The organism is Meridianimaribacter flavus, assembly GCF_004366715.1.
In the GTDB taxonomy this organism is placed as follows: Bacteria; Bacteroidota; Bacteroidia; order Flavobacteriales; family Flavobacteriaceae; genus Gaetbulibacter_B; species Gaetbulibacter_B jejuensis.
Genome location: NZ_SOQZ01000002.1, coordinates 438119 through 455672, shown reverse-complemented (window position 1 = coordinate 455672; position 17554 = coordinate 438119). Strand labels below are relative to the sequence as shown.

The window sequence follows — 17554 nt, the reverse complement described above, 5'->3', positions numbered from 1 at the left end:
TTATATAGGTTAATTCACAATTATTTCATCAATAAACGTCCAAGCTTTGTTACCAGCACCTTGTTTGCCTTCTGGAATAATACCATAGTTTGGGATTTTCAAGGTGATATAACGTCCTGAAACATTGGGTTCAAACTTTATGCTGATAAGTTTTTCTGTTGCATTCGGAATCTGCATTTTTTCAACTTCATTTTCGATTTCGATTTCGATTTCATTAGGAGCATAAATCCACTGTCCAGGAGCATTATAAAATCGAGTTTCAATAGAATTGATTTCTGTTTCTTCACCTAAATCAATGGTAATCTCGATATCTTCTCCCCAAAATCCTAACCATTCTTTGTCGCCATAACGTGAATCGCTTCCAGAAATACCATTGATTAATCCCTCAGCACCACTTCCAGGGTAGGATTTGTGAGGTGCTTTATTTATGGTAATCTTTTTTCCTACTGCCTTATGATGATTAATGTTTTGAGTGAAAACTTTACCTAATTGTTTTTCATTATTAAACAGGGAAGCTTTTATGGTCACGCTTTCAGTAATTGGAATAGGTTGATTATAAATTTCTGATTGCAGTGTAGGTTCCGAACTGTCTAGGGTGTACCTTATAGTTTTACCGTCAGTTAGCGTTTTTAGTTGATAGCTAAGATTATCATTTGATAGTAACTCACCTTCAATCTCATAAAGATGATTAGCATAATTAATATCTAAAGCATCGAGTCTCTTGTGAAAATTCTCAACGCGTTTCACAAAGTCAGAATAGTTTTTGTTTTCTGGTTTTGACCAAACCACTTCGCTCATAGCTAACATTCGTGGAAAAGCCATATATTCCAATTGACTTTCGGTGTTAATGTACTCTGTCCAAATGTTCCCTTGTGCACCTAAAATGTATTGTACTTCGTCATCATTGAGTTCTTCAGGAATTGGGTTAAAACCATACACTTTTTCTAATGGTAAAAAACCACCAATAGCTAAAGGTTCGTTATCGTTTTCACTTTGATAATAATCAAAATAACAATGAGACGTAGGTGTCATAATTACATTGTGGTGTTGCTTTGCAGCTTCAACAGCACCTTCAATCCCTCTCCATGACATTACAGTTGCATTTGGAGCTAAACCGCCTTCAAGAATTTCGTCCCAACCTATAATTTGCTTGCCTTTGCTGTTAAGATATTTTTCAATACGTGCTATAAAATAGCTTTGTAGCTCGTGTTCGTTTTTCAAACCTTTATTCTTTATGAGTTTTTGACAATATTCACAGTTTTTCCATCTGGTTTTTGGAGCTTCATCACCACCAATATGAATGTATGTGCTAGGAAAAAGAGTAGCAACCTCGTCTAAAACACTTTCTAAAAAAGTAAATGTTTCTTCTTTTGGGCAAAAAATATCTTCAAAAACGCCCCATGTTGTGGCAACATCTATTTGTTTTTCAGTACAGCCTAAATCAGGATAAGCAGCAATAGCAGCTTGTGCATGACCAGGAAGTTCAATCTCAGGAATTACGGTAACAAACCTGCTCTTAGCATAAGCCACAACCTCTTTGACTTCTTCTTGTGTGTAAAAACCTCCATATGTTTTACCGTCAAATTGTTGAGGTTGGTCGCTATAATGTCCGATTAAAGTTTCGTTTCTATAAGCAGCAACTTCTTGCAGTTTTGGATATTTTTTGATTTCTATTCGCCAACCTTGATCATCGGTTAAATGCCAGTGAAACGTATTCATTTTAAGCATCGCTAAAGCATCAATATATTTCTTTATGAATTCAACTGAAAACATGTGTCTGGATACATCTAAATGCATGCCTCGATGCTCGAATTGTGGCTTGTCTTTAATTGTAGCACAAGGGATAAGCGCTTTTGTTTCAGAAAGCGTTTTATTTTCAAATTCGGCAGGTAGTAATTGTCTTAATGATTGTACAGCATAAAACGCACCTTGATCTGTTTTGGCTTTAATTACAATTGACTTCGGAAGGATTTCAAGCAAATATCCTTCTGGATTTTCAATACTCTCATCTTTTATAAATGAAATAGAATTATTGTCTTGTAGCTTTATGGGACTTTCGTTTTCAATGTAAGATTTTAAAAATTCAGCAGAGATTTTAAAATCATCAGTATACTTTATTCCGGTAGAATTATCTAAAACAAAATGTCCTTTATTAATAGTTTGCTCTGAAGGAATTGGGGTAATTTGAGGCTTAATGTTGGGTGTTTCAGTGTTTTGACAATTGAATAAAAAACTGATAAAAACAATACAAACGGCTATTTTCTTGAAAGGCATTTTAGTATATTAGATGCTTTAAATATAACTCAAAAAAGATAACTTTTCTCAATTACTTTAATGGATATTAAACAGCAAATAGAAACCCTTCGTGATGAATTGCGTCAGCATAATTACAATTACTACGTATTGGATAATCCTACAATAAGTGATTTTGATTTTGATGTAAAACTTAAGCAGCTTCAAGAGTTGGAAGCAAAACATCCTGAGTTTTATGATGCAAGTTCGCCTACATTGCGTGTAGGAGGAGAGGTTACAAAGAATTTTGAAACAGTTGTTCATGAGCATCGTATGTATTCTTTAGATAATTCTTATTCTAAAGAAGATTTGTTAGATTGGGAAACTCGTATTAAAAAGCAAGTTGATGGTGAAGTACAATATACCTGTGAGCTTAAATATGATGGAGCGTCTATTAGCTTAACTTATGAAAACGGACAACTTACAAAAGCGGTTACAAGAGGTGATGGATTTCAAGGTGATAATGTTACTACTAATATAAAAACCATTAAATCAGTTCCGTTGCAGTTGAAAGGCGATTTTCCACCTAAATTCGATATAAGAGGTGAAATCGTTTTGCCTTTTGAAGGGTTTAATAAAATGAATGAAGAGCGTATTGAAATAGGAGAAGAACCATATAGAAACCCAAGAAACACAGCTTCAGGAAGCTTGAAACTACAAGATAGTACTGAAGTAGCTAAACGTCCTTTGGAATGTTTGCTTTATAATATTACAGGGACCAATTTGAATATTTCCACACAATTTGAAAGTTTAGAAAAAGCTAGAGCTTGGGGATTTAAAGTTCCGCAAGCCGCTAAACTTGCTAATTCAATTGATGAGGTTTTAGAATTTATTACCTATTGGGATGAGCATAGACATAATTTGCCTTACGAAACTGATGGTGTTGTTATAAAGGTAAACAGTTTATATCAACAAGAGGAATTAGGATATACAGCCAAAGCACCACGTTGGGCAATGGCTTATAAGTTTAAGGCAGAGCAAGTTTCTACTCGGTTAAATGAAATTACTTATCAAGTAGGACGTACAGGAGCAATTACTCCAGTTGCAAATTTAGAGCCTGTAGAATTAGCAGGAACAACTGTTAAACGAGCATCATTGCATAATGCAGACCAGATTGCTAAGTTGGATATTAGAGAAGGTGATGAGGTGTATGTAGAAAAAGGAGGAGAGATAATCCCTAAAATTATAGCTGTAGATTTAAGTAAACGACCAGCAGATTCTAAACCAACTGAATATATTACCCACTGTCCAGAATGCAATACTGAATTGGTAAGAACTGAAGGTGAAGCACAACATTATTGTCCGAATTACAATGGATGTAATCCTCAAATCATTGGTCGCATACAGCATTTTATTTCAAGAAAAGCGATGGATATTGATGGCTTAGGAGGAGAAACCGTTGCTTTGTTGGTTAATGCAGGTTTAATTACAAATTATTCTGATTTATATGAATTAACTGTAGACCAAGTGTTGCCCTTAGAACGTATGGCTCAAAAAAGTGCTGAAAACCTTATTAACGGAATTGAAACATCTAAGCAAATTCCTTTTGAGCGCGTTTTGTATGCGTTAGGTATTAGGTATGTTGGAGAAACCGTTGCAAAAAAACTGGTTAAACATTATAAAACTATTGATGCGATTAAAAATGCTTCGGAAGAAGAACTGGTCAATGTAGATGAAATAGGAGTGAAGATAGCAGAAAGTGTTGTTGCCTTTTTTGCTTCGGAAGCGAATAGCTCTATTATTGAAAGACTGAAACATTTTGGAGTGCAATTGGAAATTTCAGCTGAAAAATTAGCAAATCAAACCAATAAATTAGAAGGATCTACGTTTGTAGTATCTGGCGTGTTTACTTCTGTGTCAAGAAATGAGCTTAAAAAGCTTATTGAAGACAATGGAGGTAAGGTGTCTTCTTCAATATCTTCTAAAACAAGCTATGTTGTTGCTGGAGACAACATGGGACCAAGTAAAAAAACAAAAGCAGAATCCTTAAATATACCTATTCTTTCAGAAGAACAATTTTTATTGATGATTAGGTAAAATCCTACAAAATGTTAATTTTCATCGATAAAATGCATTTTTATTCGTTTAATTGTATTTTTTATTTATATTTGTCCCAACAAGGGATTAATTAAATAAATGCAAAAACCAAAAACATTAATAGCATTGCTTGCTGTACTTAGTGTTGTCTTTTTAGGATTACAACTCTTTAAGTATGAGTATTATGCTTCAGGTATTAGAGCGTTGCTTTTAGTTTTGCTTAGTATCTTGTATTGTTCGCGCGTTGAAAATAAAAGAAAGTTTTTCTTTTTGTTTTTAATAACATTTACAGTTGCTGATGTTTTTAACTTCTTGTCTTGGCAAATTTCTCCTGATAGTTTTATGGCTGACTACTCTTATTACATTATTAATGCAATGTATATTTTATCATACTCGTTTTTGATTGTTCAAATATTAAAAACACTAGATATTAAACAAGTGGTTACCAAATTGCCAGTTCATATAATAATTTTATTGGTTTTAGATATTTCGTGTGTAATTGTGGTGACTAATACTACAAAACCTGAATTACAATTTGCAGAGTACTTACTTGAATTTGTTTATAATGCTGTTATAATGGCTTTGTTGTCTGTAGCACTTATAAACTATATATACAAAGACGATAAAAAATCGATGAACTTTTTAGTGGGTTCAATTTTTATAGTCTTTTCAGAAGTAATACAACTAGCTTATTTTTATGTTTCAGAAGTAAACATATTAAATGTACTATGTTCTATCTTCTTAGTGCTTGCTTTTGTATTCTTCTATTTACAGGCAAAAATTAGCCACGAGGAAAATTATAATAAACTAGGAGTTTAATTTTTTTCCAATCACAGGAATGTCTTTTTTGTAAAAATAAAGGATAATAGCAGAAAGTATAAAAGTTACTACTGCAGTTGAAAATAAAACTCCTCCATCATTATTAACTTGAATACCTAGTTGTGTTAAATGCATAACTATTGCACCAAAAATCACACCTAATGTTAGTGTTGCACCTGCCCAAACAGTTTTGGGAATAAGTAAAAGTATTCCAGCTATTAACTCAAGAATTCCAATAGTAATTCTGCCATAAGGTTCAAGACCAACTTGCGAAAAAATGTACACACTATCAGGATGTGCTGTAAACTTAAATCTAAGAGTTTGAATTAAAATAATTGCAACTGCTAATCTGAGGATAAAAAGAAGTTTAGTTTTCATGAGATTATTTTTAGTTAATATCCCATTTAGACGCAAAACTAGTTTAACCCTATCATTTTAGTGTTAAAATTCTAAACTATAATAGAGGTTCCTTCAGCAGCTTTGTTTTTATCAGCATCAAAATAAAAGTCGATTTTACCTAGGTTTATACCATAGCAACCTACTTGGTTTACAAGGGTGTTTTTACCTTCAATATTTTTAACAACAGTTGGTTTTGGCAAAAACGTATGCGTGTGTCCACCAATAATTAAGTCAATATCTTTAGTAGCTTTTGCTAAGTTAAGGTCGCATACTTTTTCAGGGCTGTTTTTGTAGTAATACCCAATATGCGAAAGACAAATAATTAAATCGCAACGTTCAGTCTCTTTTAAAACGCGCGTCATTTCCTGAGCAGTTTCAATAGGATCCATGTATACAGTTTCTTTATACATATCTTTACCTACCAAACCATCTAACTGAATTCCAAGACCAAAAACACCAATTTTAATACCTTCTTTTGTAAAGGTTTTGTAAGGTTTTACATGAGTATCCATTATGGTGTTTTTAAAATCATAATTAGCTGAAATAAAATCAAAATCAGCATGTGGTAATTGTGCATATAAACCATCTATACCATTGTCGAAATCATGATTTCCAATTGTAGCTACATCGTATTTAAGCATACTCATGAGCTTAAACTCCAATTCACCACCATAATAATTAAAGTAAGGAGTGCCTTGAAAAATATCGCCAGCATCCATTAATAAGGTATTAGGGTTTTCTTTTCGTATCGCTTCAATTAAACTTGCGCGTCTAGCAACACCACCCTTATTTGCGTTTCTGCCATCTTCAGGTCCAAAAGCATCAATGTGACTATGGACGTCATTGGTATGAAGAATAGTGATTTTTTTTGGAGGAGTTGCAAACGATTGTAGTCCTAAACCACCTAATCCTATTAAGGTTGATGCAGCAGCTGTTTGTTGTATAAAGTCTCTTCTTTTCATGGCTTAGTTTTTTAATTGAATAAATCTGTCATCAATTACAGGATTAATGGTGTCTACTTTTTTGAAATAATCTATAAGAGCATTTCTAATTTTGTAATCTAAATCATAAAGACTGTCATTGGTTTTGAAAAAATCCATGTGGTCACCACCATTGTATAAGTAATCATTGGTTAAAACAAAATAGTTTTTATTAAAGTCAATAGGAGAGTCGTGTAAACTAGCTGAAGCAACATTGAAATCTGCGTCAATAGCTAATTTTAATTTAGAAATTGGATGCGCTCTTTTTGCTTTAGCTAGATATTCTAATAACTCTTTTACTTGAGCGCCTTTTAAGTCAACCACAACCATTGAGTTTTCAAAAGGCATTAATCCATAAGCAGTTCTTGCTGTAACATTACCTTTAGAGAGTATAGATCGAATTCCACCATGATTAAGTAAAACAAAATCGATGTCTTTTCCTGTTCTTTTCTTAAATACAGGGTTTGCTTGTTCGTAGATAGCATCAGCCATAAAATTTCCTACAGCTGTGTTGTATTCTCCATCGTTTTTTGAGTAGGTATCAACAGAATATGCTAAAACACTATCAAGGTTTTTGTTAACGTGCTCACGATAGGGTTTAATGAATGCTTCAACGTCAGAATTAGCTTGAAGACTATCGGTAATTTGTATCTGTTTACCTTCAATTCTATATAAATGATTTTCTTGTTTACAAGAGGTGAAAATCAAGACTGAAGCAACAACTAAAAGGTGTTTGAAATTCATAGGATATTTTAAAAAGTTACAAAAAGATGTAGCACTATTTACTACATTTGCAAAAAGGATAAAGATAAATGATTTTAAAGGCATTTAGGGAAAAATCAAATCAAAAATATATCAACAAATTGTTAAATTCTAGGAATGTGTCTTTTAGCAATACTAAGGTTGATAAAGTAGGAGTGATTTTACACTTAAGTGAATTTTCTGATTTTGAAGCTTTCAGAACGTTTTTTGAGTTCATAGACATTAAGCGAAATAAAGTTAAAATTGTTGCTTATGTTGAAGATAACAAAGATAGTAACGACCTTTGGGATACCTATTTCAATCCAAAAGATTTTGGTTGGAACGGGAAAATAAAAAACGTAGAACTTCAAACATTTATTGACACAGAGTTTGACATCTTAATTAGCTTTTATAAGCAAGATGTTTTAGATCTTAATTTAATTAGTGTAGCTTCAAAAGCCAAGTTTAAAGTAGGATTAGCAGGAATTGATGATCGTTTTTACGATTTAATAATAAATGTTGCACCAAAAGAGTTTACGCTATTTAAAAACGAATTAAAAAAATATTTAACGGTTTTAAACAAAATATAATGAATACATTTTACGGTACAGGAGTTGCCTTAATAACGCCTTTTAAATCTGATTTAACTGTAGATTTTGAAGCGCTTACAAATATTGTTAATTACAACATAGATAACGGAACAGACTACTTGGTTATTAGTGGTACAACAGGAGAAAGTGTAACCATTACTGCCGAAGAAAAGAAAGCCATAATTAATACTATAGTTGAAGCAAATAATGGTCGTTTACCTTTAGTTTTAGGAATTGGAGGTAATAATACAGCAGCAGTTATTGAAGAGATTAATACAACCGGTTTATCTCATGTCGATGCTATTTTATCAGTGTCTCCATATTACAGTAAGCCAACACAAGAAGGCATTTATCAGCATTTTAAGGCCATTTCGCAAGCGTCTCCAAAACCTATTATTTTATATAATGTACCAGGAAGAACATCGTCAAACATGTTGCCAGAAACTACATTGCGTTTAGCAAATGATTTTGAAAATATCATAGCAGTTAAAGAAGCAGGCAACAATGTGGCACAATACTTAACCTTGATTAAGAACAAACCAGAAGATTTCTTGATTATTTCAGGAGATGACGATTTAGCGCTTGGTGTAGTATTAGCAGGTGGAGCAGGAGTGATTTCGGTAATTGGGCAAGCATTACCTAAACAATTTACCAAAATGATAAATCTTGGTCTTGAAGGAAAAGCAAGTGAAGCTTACGCAATTCACTTTGATTTAATGGATATTACAAGTTTAATTTTTGCAGAAAACAATCCTTCAGGTATTAAAGCTGTTTTTGAAACGCTTGGTCTTGCAAAAAGCACAGTAAGATTGCCACTTGTAGAAGCAACAGAAGGATTAAAATCTAAAATTAAAGAAGCAGTTAATAAGCTAGATTAAACCTAAAAAGTTAAAGTTTATATAAAGCTTACTCATAACACGTTACAACCTTTATTTTAGCACAAAATTTTTGTTTTTATAATACGTTATAAATACGTACTTTTGCATTCTGTTTAAATTTTATGAAGAATTTATTTTACACACTTTTATTAGGATTACTGTTAACCTCTTGTAGCGAGTTTCAAAAAGCACTAAAATCTGAGGATATAGCTGAAAAGTTTACTTTAGGAACTGAACTTTTTGAAGCTGAAAAATATAGTAAAGCTAACAGGTTGTTTGCTCAAATAGTTCCGCAATACAGAGGAAAACCACAAGCTGAAAAGTTAATGTATATGTACTCTAAGTCTTATTACATGATGAAAGACTATCACTTGTCAGGTTATCAGTTTGAGCGTTTTGAAAGCAGTTACCCTAGAAGTGAAAAAGCCGAAGAAGCTTCGTTTTTGTCAGCAAAAAGTTTCTATATGCTGTCTCCAGTTTATAGTAAAGAACAAAAAGAAACTTATGAAGCATTAGATAAACTTCAAATCTTTATTTCTAAGTATCCTAATTCTGAATACTTACCAGAAGTAAACGAAATGGTAAAGGAGTTGGATTACAAATTAGAAAAGAAGGCGTATGAAATTGCAAAACAATACAACAAAATAGCTTATTATGACGCTTCAGATTATGAAGCAGCTATAAAAGCTTTTGATAATTTTTTAATTGATTACCCTGGAACTAGTTTTAGAGAAGATGCTATGTTTTATCGTTTAGATTCAGCATTTACTCTAGCGATCAATAGTGTAAGAATTAAAAAAGAAGCACGTTTAAATACTGCTGTTGCCTATTACAATTCTTTTATTAAATTTTATCCTGAGTCTGAACATGCAGAAGCAGCCAATAAAATGAACGAAGAATTACAAACAGAATTAGAGACATTCAAAGTAAAAAGTTAATTATTAAGATAATGGATTTAAAGAAAACCAATGCTCCTGTTACAACTGTAACTTATGACAGAAATGAAATTGACGCTTCAACAAGTAATATTTACGAAGCTATTTCTGTAATTTCAAAAAGAGCTGAACAAATTAACACTGACATTCGTAGAGAACTTATCGATAAACTTGAGGAGTTTGCAACCTACAATGATAGTCTTGAAGAAATTTTTGAAAACAAAGAGCAAATAGAGGTGTCTAAGTTTTATGAAAAATTACCTAAGCCTCATGCACTAGCTGTTCAAGAATGGTTAGATGACAAAATTTATTTCAGAAATACTGAAGACAACAATCAGGAATAAGATTTAAGATGTCAATATTAAGCGGCAAAAATATATTACTTGGCATCACTGCTGGTATTGCTGCTTATAAAACAGCTAACCTAGTAAGGTTATTTATAAAAGCAGGCGCTAACGTAAAGGTCGTTATGACGCCTGCTTCTAAAGACTTCATTACACCTTTAACACTTTCTACATTATCAAAAAATCCAGTTCATTCTTTATTTACAAATGAAGAAGATGACAATGCTGTGTGGAATAATCATGTAGAACTTGGGCTTTGGGCTGATATTTTTGTGATAGCTCCTGCAACAGCCAACACTATGTCTAAAATGGCAAATGGTACTTGCGACAATTTACTTTTGGCTACTTATCTTTCAGCTAAATGTCCTGTGTATTTTGCTCCTGCTATGGATTTGGATATGTACAAACATCCATCTACAGTACAGTCTTTTGAGTCTTTAAAATCTTTTGGAAATATTATGATTCCTGCAACAAGTGGCGAACTTGCAAGTGGTCTTGTAGGAGAAGGCCGTATGGCTGAACCAGAAGATATTGTTGACTTTATTGAAAAAGATATTTTAAACAAGCTACCACTTCGTGGAAAAAAAGTATTGGTTACTGCTGGACCAACGTATGAAGCCATAGATCCTGTTCGCTTTATAGGTAATCATTCTAGTGGTAAAATGGGATTTGAAATTGCCAAAGCTGCAGCAAACCTTGGTGCTGAGGTTATATTAGTGTCAGGACCTAGTCATGAAACAGTATCTAGTAGTTTAATAAACTTAATACGAGTTACCAGTGCTTCTCAAATGTATAATGAAGCGCATAACTACTTTGGTAATGTTGATATTGCAGTGCTTTCGGCTGCAGTTGCAGATTACAGGCCAAAAAATGTTGCAGACCAAAAAATAAAAAAGAAAGAAACAACGTTTAGCATAGAGTTAGAAAAGACTAAGGATATATTAGCTTCATTAGGAGCTATTAAAACCAAACAATTTTTAGTTGGCTTTGCATTGGAAACAAATAACGAGTTAGAACATGCAAAAGGAAAATTAAAAGCTAAGAATTTAAATTTAATTGTATTAAATTCGTTAAACGATAAAGGAGCAGGTTTTGGAGGTTCAACAAATAAAGTTACTTTTATAACTAATGATGACCAAATCATTGCCCAAGAGCTAAAGTCTAAAATACAAGTAGCTGAAGACTTAATGAATCAAATATTAAAACAACTCAATGCGTAATTTTCTTTATATCTTATTTTTATGTTTCGGTTTAAGTGTTACTGCTCAAGAACTTAATTGTAACTTGGTAGTTAACGCGCAACAAACTGGTAACGAAAATGTTCAGGTGTTTAAAACTTTAGAAAGACAATTAACAGAGTTTGTAAACAACACAACTTGGACAGATAAAAATTTTAAACCACAAGAACGCATTAACTGTAGTATGGTAATCAATATTTTAGATTACAATAGCGATGTGTTTAATGCAACGTTGCAAATACAATCGTCTCGTCCTGTTTTTAATTCAACCTATAGTACTCCAGTTTATAATTTTAACGATAAGAATTTTACATTTAGATATCTTGAGTTTCAAAACTTAGTATTTAATCCTAATCAGTTTGAATCTAATTTGGTATCGGTTTTGGCATATCATATTTATATGATTTTAGGTTTAGATGCTGATACTTTTGAGCAAAATGGAGGTGATGAATATTACAGACAAGCGCAAACTATTTTAAACTATTCGCAGCAAGAAAACTTTAAAGGTTGGAAGCTAGAAGATGGTCAGCAAACACGCTTTGTTTTAATTGACAACATTTTATCTCCAATGTTTAAAGAATTTAGAAATGTGATGTACGCTTATCATATGGAAGGATTGGATAAAATGCATAGAAACGCAAAATCTTCAAAAGAGGAAATAGCTTCGATCATAGAAGAGTTAAAAGCTATGAATAGCAGACGTCCTAATTCTTTTCTTATGCGTGTGTTTTTTGATGCAAAATCCGAAGAAATTCAAGACATTTTTTCAGGTGGACCAAGTGTAAACATTACTGAGGTAATTACATCACTTACTAGAATAGCTCCTATGCATGCTTCAAAATGGAGAAACATAAAATACTAGACACTTTAAAAAAGTGGTACTAGTATAGATTTTTGTTGAAACTTTAGCTCACAATACATTGCTTACATCACTATCCATAAAAAATTACGCTTTAATTGATAACCTTCAGGTTAATTTCAATAATGGGCTTACCATAATTACTGGAGAAACAGGAGCAGGAAAATCAATACTGCTTGGTGGCTTGTCTTTAGTGCTTGGTAAAAGAGCCGATTTGAGTAACGTTAAAGACGCATCAATAAAATGTGTTATTGAAGCCACTTTTGATGTTGCTAATTACGACCTAAAATCGCTTTTTAAAGAAGAGGACTTAGATTACGAACCATTAACCATTGTACGTCGCGAAATATTACCTTCAGGTAAATCTAGAGCATTTATAAATGATACACCTGTAAACTTAGATAGTTTGCAAACCTTAGGCGAGCATCTTTTAGATATTCATTCGCAACATCAAACCTTACAGTTAACCAATGACGATTTTCAGTTTCAGGTTATAGATGCATTGGCAGATAACGCTAAGTTACTTTCAGAATATTCTAACCAACTTTCAACATATAAATCGCTAAAACGAGATTTAACTCAATTGCAAGAGCAAAAAAATGAGTTTACCAAAGAGCTAGATTATAACCTGTTTCTTTTAAAAGAATTAGAAGCAGCAAAGTTGGAAGACGACGACTTGGAAACTTTAGAGGAAGAGTATGAAACGCTTAATAATATAGAGGAGATAAAAGATAAACTTTCGGCATCTTATCAATTGTTAAGTAATGAAGATATTGGTGTTATTAGCAATTTAACAGAACTCAAAAATCAGTTTGCTAAAATTTCAGAATATTCGGCAAACTATAAAGCTATTTTTGAAAGAATCAACAGTAGTTTAATAGAGCTAGATGATGTCTTTTCAGAAATTGAAACAGCTCAAGATCAGCTAGAAGATGACCCTAACCGATTAGAAGTAGTGAATGCTAAACTGCAAGTGCTTCATAATCTAATGCAAAAGCATATTGTGTCTAATGTTTCTGAATTAATTTCTATTCGAGAAAACCTTAAGGAAAAAGTATCTGTAACAGAGAATATGGATACTCAAATTGTTGCTATTGAAAAGAAACTTAAAACGATTGAACAACAATTAAATCAACTCGCTAAGGATATTCATAAAACGCGAGAAAACGCAATACCAACCTTAACTGAGCAATTAGAAGCTATTTTAGGAAGTTTAGGAATGCCAAATGCTAAATTTAAAGTAGAGTTAAAGCTGGTAGATAAATTCCTTTTAAACGGAAAAGATGAATTGAGCTTTTTGTTTTCAGCCAATAAAGGTGGTCAATTTAATGAACTTAAAAAAGCAGCATCAGGAGGAGAGTTATCTCGTATTATGCTTGCTATAAAGTCAATTTTATCAAAATATACGCAATTGCCAACCATTATGTTTGATGAGATAGATACAGGAGTTTCAGGAGAAATTTCAAACAAAATGGGTTCTATTATGCAGCAAATGAGTAAAACAATGCAAGTGTTTACCATAACACATTTACCGCAAATAGCATCAAAAGGAGATACACATTTTAAAGTCTTTAAAGAAGATGTTGATGAGGTAACCCAAACGCAGTTAAAAAAATTAACTTCAGAAGAACGTATTGTTGAAATAGCACAAATGCTTGGAGGTGCAACACTTTCAGATTCGGCTTTAGAGCATGCTAAACAATTATTAAATTAAGATAATGTGAAAATAAAGTATTATTGTAGAATTGAACGCCAAAAAGCAGTAATACATTTAAAGTTTTATTAATTTTGAATTTAATATTGATAAAACCTAAATAGGTATAAAATACCAACTAAATTATAAATATTCAAAAAACTAGTAATATGTCATATAACTTATTAAAAGGAAAAAAAGGAATTATTTTTGGTGCATTAGACCCAAACTCAATTGCTTGGAAAACTGCAGAGCGCGTTCATGAAGAAGGCGGAACATTTGTGCTTACCAACGCACCAATTGCTATGCGAATGGGACAAATAAATGAACTTGCCGAAAAAACAGGTTCAGAGATTATTCCTGCAGATGCCACATCAATTGAGGATTTAGAAAATTTAGTGTCAAAATCAATGGAGATTTTAGGCGGAAAGATTGATTTTGTTTTGCATTCTATTGGAATGTCTGTAAACGTGAGAAAAGGAAAAGCTTATACTGATCAAAATTACGATTGGACTCAAAAAGGAACCGATGTTTCTGCAATGTCATTTCATAAGGTAATGCAAACACTGTATAAAGCAGACGCAATGAATGAATGGGGAAGTATAGTAGCCTTAACATATATGGCTGCACAGCGTGTGTTTCCAGACTATAACGATATGGCAGACAATAAAGCCTATTTAGAAAGTATAGCGCGTAGTTTTGGGTATTTCTTCGGAAGAGATAAAAAAGTACGAGTAAATACTATTTCTCAATCGCCAACACCTACAACTGCAGGTCAAGGTGTAAAAGGGTTTGATGGATTTATCGCTTATGCTGATAAGATGTCGCCTTTAGGAAACGCCACAGCTTTAGACTGTGCTAACTATACAGTCACTTTATTTAGTGATTTAACCAAACGAGTAACACTTCAAAACTTATTTAACGATGGTGGATTTAGTAATATGGGAGTAAGTGATGCAATTATGGAAAAATTTGTTGAATAAATAACATACATTATTTTAATACATACAATTAAAAAGAAGAAGGGCTTTTGGCTCTTCTTCTTTTTTTATACAATCGCTTGATTTTTAAGCAACTGTTTTTCGTCGACTTTTTTAGTTTTTAATCGATTAGAATTGAGAGTAGTTTCTTAACATAAAATTAATCAATACATTTATGCATTAACGTTTTATTAACTATTAATTAAAATAACAAATTATGAAAAAAATTACTTTAATGATAGCATTAGCTATTTTTTCATTTTGTTGGCAATCAAATGCTCAAATTTCTGAAGATTTTGAAGTTGACCCTCCTTCAGGATGGACATTTATGCAAACAGAAGGAGATGACCCAGGATTTGTACAAACAAGTAGTCGAGCAAATTCTGGCACCTATTCTTTTTACCATAATGATGATAATATTGCAACAGAGTCTACTTCTTGGATGATTTCACCATCATATACTGTTTCTACAGGTGATGTTTTAGAGTTTTATTATAATCATAACTATACTTCAATAGGTTATGGAGTAGAAGAAGGAATTTGGATATCTACCACTTCGGCTGATCCAATAAATAATCCTGGAGACTTTACATTATTATATGATTTACTTGCCAATGCATCTGAAGATGTTTGGACTTTATATTCACAAAGTCTAGATGCTTATGCAGGTCAAACGGTTTATTTTGCTTTTAAATATGTTGGTGATTGGGAAGATGAACTTTATATTGATGACTTTTTTGCTGGAGCTCCACCTACTTGTCTTGAACCGTCTGCTATGACGGCTAACAATATTACTTCTACATCTGCTGATTTGTCTTGGACTTTAGGTGATGCAGAATCAATGTGGAATTTAGAGTGGAAAGCTGGAGCTGACTTTAATCCTGGTGCAGGTGAAGAAGATGGGTCAGATTCAGTATCAGGATCTCCTGAATATAATAGTCAACTAACAGGTTTAACTGCCAATACAGAATATTATGTGTATTATCAAGCTGATTGTGGTGGTGGAGATACAAGTACTTGGGCATCATTTACGTTTACTACGCTAGCAGAAACACCTAACTGTGCTGAAGCACCTATTACGCCATTAGATACGGCTGTTGATGTTGAAGGTGAGACTGTATCTTTAAGTTGGACTGCTCCATCATCTGGACCAACTCCAACAGGATATAATATTTATTCTTATGATGATGCTACCGGAACAAACCCAGTTTTAGAGACAACTGTAGCAACAACAACAGCTTCAGTAGATTTTTCTTATAGTCAAGTTGTGTATTGGTCAGCAGTTCCTGTTAATGTTTCTGTAGAAGCTTCTGGTTGTGCTATTTGGAGTTTTACTATTGAAGGTGCTCCAATTGGTTATGACTGTAGCAACCCAATTGTTGTTTCATCAGTGCCTTATTCAACATCAGATGATACAGCAAATTATGGAGACGCATATGATCCTTCTGATGTACCTGCTTTAACAGGCGCTCAGTATACTAATGGAACAGGAAGCTCATCTTACTTAGGGTCTAATGACGCTGTATACTCGTTTACACCTGCTTCTGATGGCGTATATAGTTTTGATTTAACATTACCTACATCTGATTGGCACTCTTTATGGTTATTTGAAGGTTGTCCTTTTTCATCGGTAGTGGCTTACCATACTTCAACCAGTGGTTCAACTAGAAGTTTACCTTTAATTAGTTTAACGAGTGGTACAACGTATTATGTTGTAGTATCAGCTTGGACAAGTTATCCTCAAACATCAACTTATGATTTAGATATTTATGAAGTTACTTGCCCTGCGCCATCAGGTATGACTGCAGATAATTTAAGTGAAACTTCAACTGATTTATCATGGAGTGCTGGTTATGCTGAAACAACTTGGAATATTGAGTGGAAAGAAGGTGCTGATTTCACTCCAGGAATGGGAGAGGAAGATGGATCAGATACTGTAAGTGGTACACCAGAATATAATGGTATGCTTACAGGGTTGAATGAGAGTACTACTTATTATGTGTATTATCAAGCCGATTGTGGTGGAGAGACAAGTGATTGGGTGGCGTTTACCTTTACAACACCAGCTGCACCACCAGCAAATGATGAATGTTTAGGAGCTATTGAGTTAACAGTTGAAGGAGAAATAGCAGATTTACCTTCTGCAACTCAAATTCCTGGAACAATAGCAGGAGCAACAGATTCAGGTATTGCAGCACCTGCAGGTACAGCTAATGATGATGTTTGGTATAGCTTTACAGCAACTGCAACAGATATAAATATTGATGTAACTGATGATTTTGATGGAGTTATCCAGTTATTTTCAGGAGATTGTAATAACCTTACCTCAATTGAATATGATGACTATGACAGTACTTATGGAAACCCAAGAATAAGTCGTACTGACTTTGTTGTAGGACAAACATATTATGTAAGAGTATATTACTATTATTCTGGAACACCAACTTCATCAGATTTTACAATAGCTCTATGGTCTACTTCTGAAGTTTTATCGGTTGGTGATGTAGAAGAGAATAGTCAATTTACATATTTCCCTAACCCAGTTAATGATAAATTAACGCTTAACGCTCAAAGCAACATTCAAAATGTTGCAGTATATAATATGTTAGGGCAAGAAGTAATAAACGCTTCTCCAAACACATTAGATGCTGAGGTTGATATGGTAAATCTTAATAGTGGTGCTTATTTTGTTAAAGTAACAATTGATAATGCTACTAAAACTATTAGAGTTATAAAGAACTAAATAGTTTTAAATAAAAAGAAGAAAAG

General features: G+C 33.0%; 15 protein-coding genes. 11 read left to right on the top strand and 4 right to left on the bottom strand.

The window, feature by feature from the left end; genetic code table 11:
- Window positions 1–9: 9 nt before the first annotated feature.
- Window positions 10–2274 (bottom strand): beta-N-acetylhexosaminidase, encoded by a 2265-nt coding sequence (locus tag A8975_RS06905; protein WP_134199334.1) that lies wholly within the window; start codon window positions 2272–2274, stop codon window positions 10–12.
- Between the two features lie 60 nt (window positions 2275–2334).
- On the opposite strand from A8975_RS06905, the gene ligA reads away from it, so the two are divergent.
- Together ligA and A8975_RS06895 are read left to right on the top strand one after the other, a co-directional pair.
- Window positions 2335–4329: an NAD-dependent DNA ligase LigA gene (gene ligA, locus A8975_RS06900; RefSeq protein ID WP_134199332.1), complete on the top strand. Its 1995-nt coding sequence runs from the start codon at window positions 2335–2337 to the stop codon at window positions 4327–4329.
- A gap of 99 nt (window positions 4330–4428) precedes the next feature.
- Entirely contained in the window at window positions 4429–5148 is a 720-nt protein-coding gene (locus A8975_RS06895; protein ID WP_134199330.1) for a hypothetical protein, read from the top strand.
- Here the strand turns inward: A8975_RS06895 and A8975_RS06890 are convergent.
- From A8975_RS06890 to A8975_RS06880, 3 genes are all read right to left on the bottom strand, one after another.
- Window positions 5137–5526 carry a DoxX family protein gene (locus A8975_RS06890; protein WP_134199328.1) on the bottom strand — a complete coding sequence of 130 codons (390 nt, stop codon included), beginning with the start codon at window positions 5524–5526 and terminating at the stop codon, window positions 5137–5139. The two genes, A8975_RS06895 and A8975_RS06890, sit on opposite strands and share 12 nt — an antisense overlap.
- A gap of 71 nt (window positions 5527–5597) precedes the next feature.
- Complete coding sequence (locus A8975_RS06885; RefSeq protein ID WP_134199326.1) at window positions 5598–6509, bottom strand: bifunctional metallophosphatase/5'-nucleotidase; 912 nt, start codon at window positions 6507–6509, stop codon at window positions 5598–5600.
- A gap of 3 nt (window positions 6510–6512) precedes the next feature.
- The gene (locus tag A8975_RS06880) at window positions 6513–7271 is read right to left on the bottom strand and encodes a 5'-nucleotidase C-terminal domain-containing protein (RefSeq protein WP_134199324.1); all 759 of its coding nucleotides are present in this window, start codon (window positions 7269–7271) and stop codon (window positions 6513–6515) included.
- A 68-nt stretch (window positions 7272–7339) separates the two neighbouring features.
- On the opposite strand from A8975_RS06880, the gene A8975_RS06875 reads away from it, so the two are divergent.
- The 9 genes from A8975_RS06875 (at window position 7340) to A8975_RS06835 (ending at window position 17528) form a co-directional block, all read left to right on the top strand.
- On the top strand, window positions 7340–7858 hold the full coding sequence (locus A8975_RS06875) for a DUF6913 domain-containing protein (protein WP_134199322.1): 519 nt from the start codon (window positions 7340–7342) through the stop codon (window positions 7856–7858).
- Window positions 7858–8736 (top strand): 4-hydroxy-tetrahydrodipicolinate synthase, encoded by an 879-nt coding sequence (gene dapA, locus A8975_RS06870; RefSeq protein WP_134199320.1) that lies wholly within the window; start codon window positions 7858–7860, stop codon window positions 8734–8736. Before A8975_RS06875 ends, dapA begins: the two co-directional genes overlap by 1 nt.
- A 122-nt stretch (window positions 8737–8858) precedes the next feature.
- Window positions 8859–9674, top strand: a complete 816-nt coding sequence (locus A8975_RS06865; RefSeq protein WP_129760343.1) for an outer membrane protein assembly factor BamD — start codon at window positions 8859–8861, stop codon at window positions 9672–9674.
- A gap of 11 nt (window positions 9675–9685) precedes the next feature.
- On the top strand, window positions 9686–10015 hold the full coding sequence (locus A8975_RS06860; RefSeq protein ID WP_187347850.1) for a DNA-directed RNA polymerase subunit omega: 330 nt from the start codon (window positions 9686–9688) through the stop codon (window positions 10013–10015).
- 8 nt (window positions 10016–10023) lie between these two features.
- Window positions 10024–11235: a bifunctional phosphopantothenoylcysteine decarboxylase/phosphopantothenate--cysteine ligase CoaBC gene (gene coaBC, locus A8975_RS06855; RefSeq protein ID WP_134199318.1), complete on the top strand. Its 1212-nt coding sequence runs from the start codon at window positions 10024–10026 to the stop codon at window positions 11233–11235.
- Window positions 11228–12115, top strand: a complete 888-nt coding sequence (locus A8975_RS06850) for a DUF4835 family protein (protein ID WP_134199316.1) — start codon at window positions 11228–11230, stop codon at window positions 12113–12115. The genes coaBC and A8975_RS06850 overlap by 8 nt, the downstream gene beginning before the upstream one ends.
- Before the next feature lie 58 nt (window positions 12116–12173).
- Window positions 12174–13826: a DNA repair protein RecN gene (recN, locus tag A8975_RS06845; RefSeq protein WP_134199314.1), complete on the top strand. Its 1653-nt coding sequence runs from the start codon at window positions 12174–12176 to the stop codon at window positions 13824–13826.
- A 149-nt stretch (window positions 13827–13975) separates the two neighbouring features.
- Window positions 13976–14788: an enoyl-ACP reductase gene (locus A8975_RS06840; protein WP_134199312.1), complete on the top strand. Its 813-nt coding sequence runs from the start codon at window positions 13976–13978 to the stop codon at window positions 14786–14788.
- A gap of 214 nt (window positions 14789–15002) precedes the next feature.
- Window positions 15003–17528 carry a T9SS-dependent choice-of-anchor J family protein gene (locus tag A8975_RS06835; protein ID WP_134199310.1) on the top strand — a complete coding sequence of 842 codons (2526 nt, stop codon included), beginning with the start codon at window positions 15003–15005 and terminating at the stop codon, window positions 17526–17528.
- The last annotated feature ends 26 nt before the right edge of the window (window positions 17529–17554 follow it).

Bases quoted from the DNA above. Each gene is read 5' to 3' on its own strand.
- A8975_RS06905 (WP_134199334.1), bottom strand. From the start codon at position 2,274: ATGCCTTTCAAGAAAATAGCCGTTTGTATTGTTTTTATCAGTTTTTTA.
- ligA (WP_134199332.1), top strand. From the start codon at position 2,335: ATGGATATTAAACAGCAAATAGAAACCCTTCGTGATGAATTGCGTCAG.
- A8975_RS06895 (WP_134199330.1), top strand. From the start codon at position 4,429: ATGCAAAAACCAAAAACATTAATAGCATTGCTTGCTGTACTTAGTGTT.
- A8975_RS06890 (WP_134199328.1), bottom strand. From the start codon at position 5,526: ATGAAAACTAAACTTCTTTTTATCCTCAGATTAGCAGTTGCAATTATT.
- A8975_RS06885 (WP_134199326.1), bottom strand. From the start codon at position 6,509: ATGAAAAGAAGAGACTTTATACAACAAACAGCTGCTGCATCAACCTTA.
- A8975_RS06880 (WP_134199324.1), bottom strand. From the start codon at position 7,271: ATGAATTTCAAACACCTTTTAGTTGTTGCTTCAGTCTTGATTTTCACC.
- A8975_RS06875 (WP_134199322.1), top strand. From the start codon at position 7,340: ATGATTTTAAAGGCATTTAGGGAAAAATCAAATCAAAAATATATCAAC.
- dapA (WP_134199320.1), top strand. From the start codon at position 7,858: ATGAATACATTTTACGGTACAGGAGTTGCCTTAATAACGCCTTTTAAA.
- A8975_RS06865 (WP_129760343.1), top strand. From the start codon at position 8,859: ATGAAGAATTTATTTTACACACTTTTATTAGGATTACTGTTAACCTCT.
- A8975_RS06860 (WP_187347850.1), top strand. From the start codon at position 9,686: ATGGATTTAAAGAAAACCAATGCTCCTGTTACAACTGTAACTTATGAC.
- coaBC (WP_134199318.1), top strand. From the start codon at position 10,024: ATGTCAATATTAAGCGGCAAAAATATATTACTTGGCATCACTGCTGGT.
- A8975_RS06850 (WP_134199316.1), top strand. From the start codon at position 11,228: ATGCGTAATTTTCTTTATATCTTATTTTTATGTTTCGGTTTAAGTGTT.
- A8975_RS06840 (WP_134199312.1), top strand. From the start codon at position 13,976: ATGTCATATAACTTATTAAAAGGAAAAAAAGGAATTATTTTTGGTGCA.
- A8975_RS06835 (WP_134199310.1), top strand. From the start codon at position 15,003: ATGAAAAAAATTACTTTAATGATAGCATTAGCTATTTTTTCATTTTGT.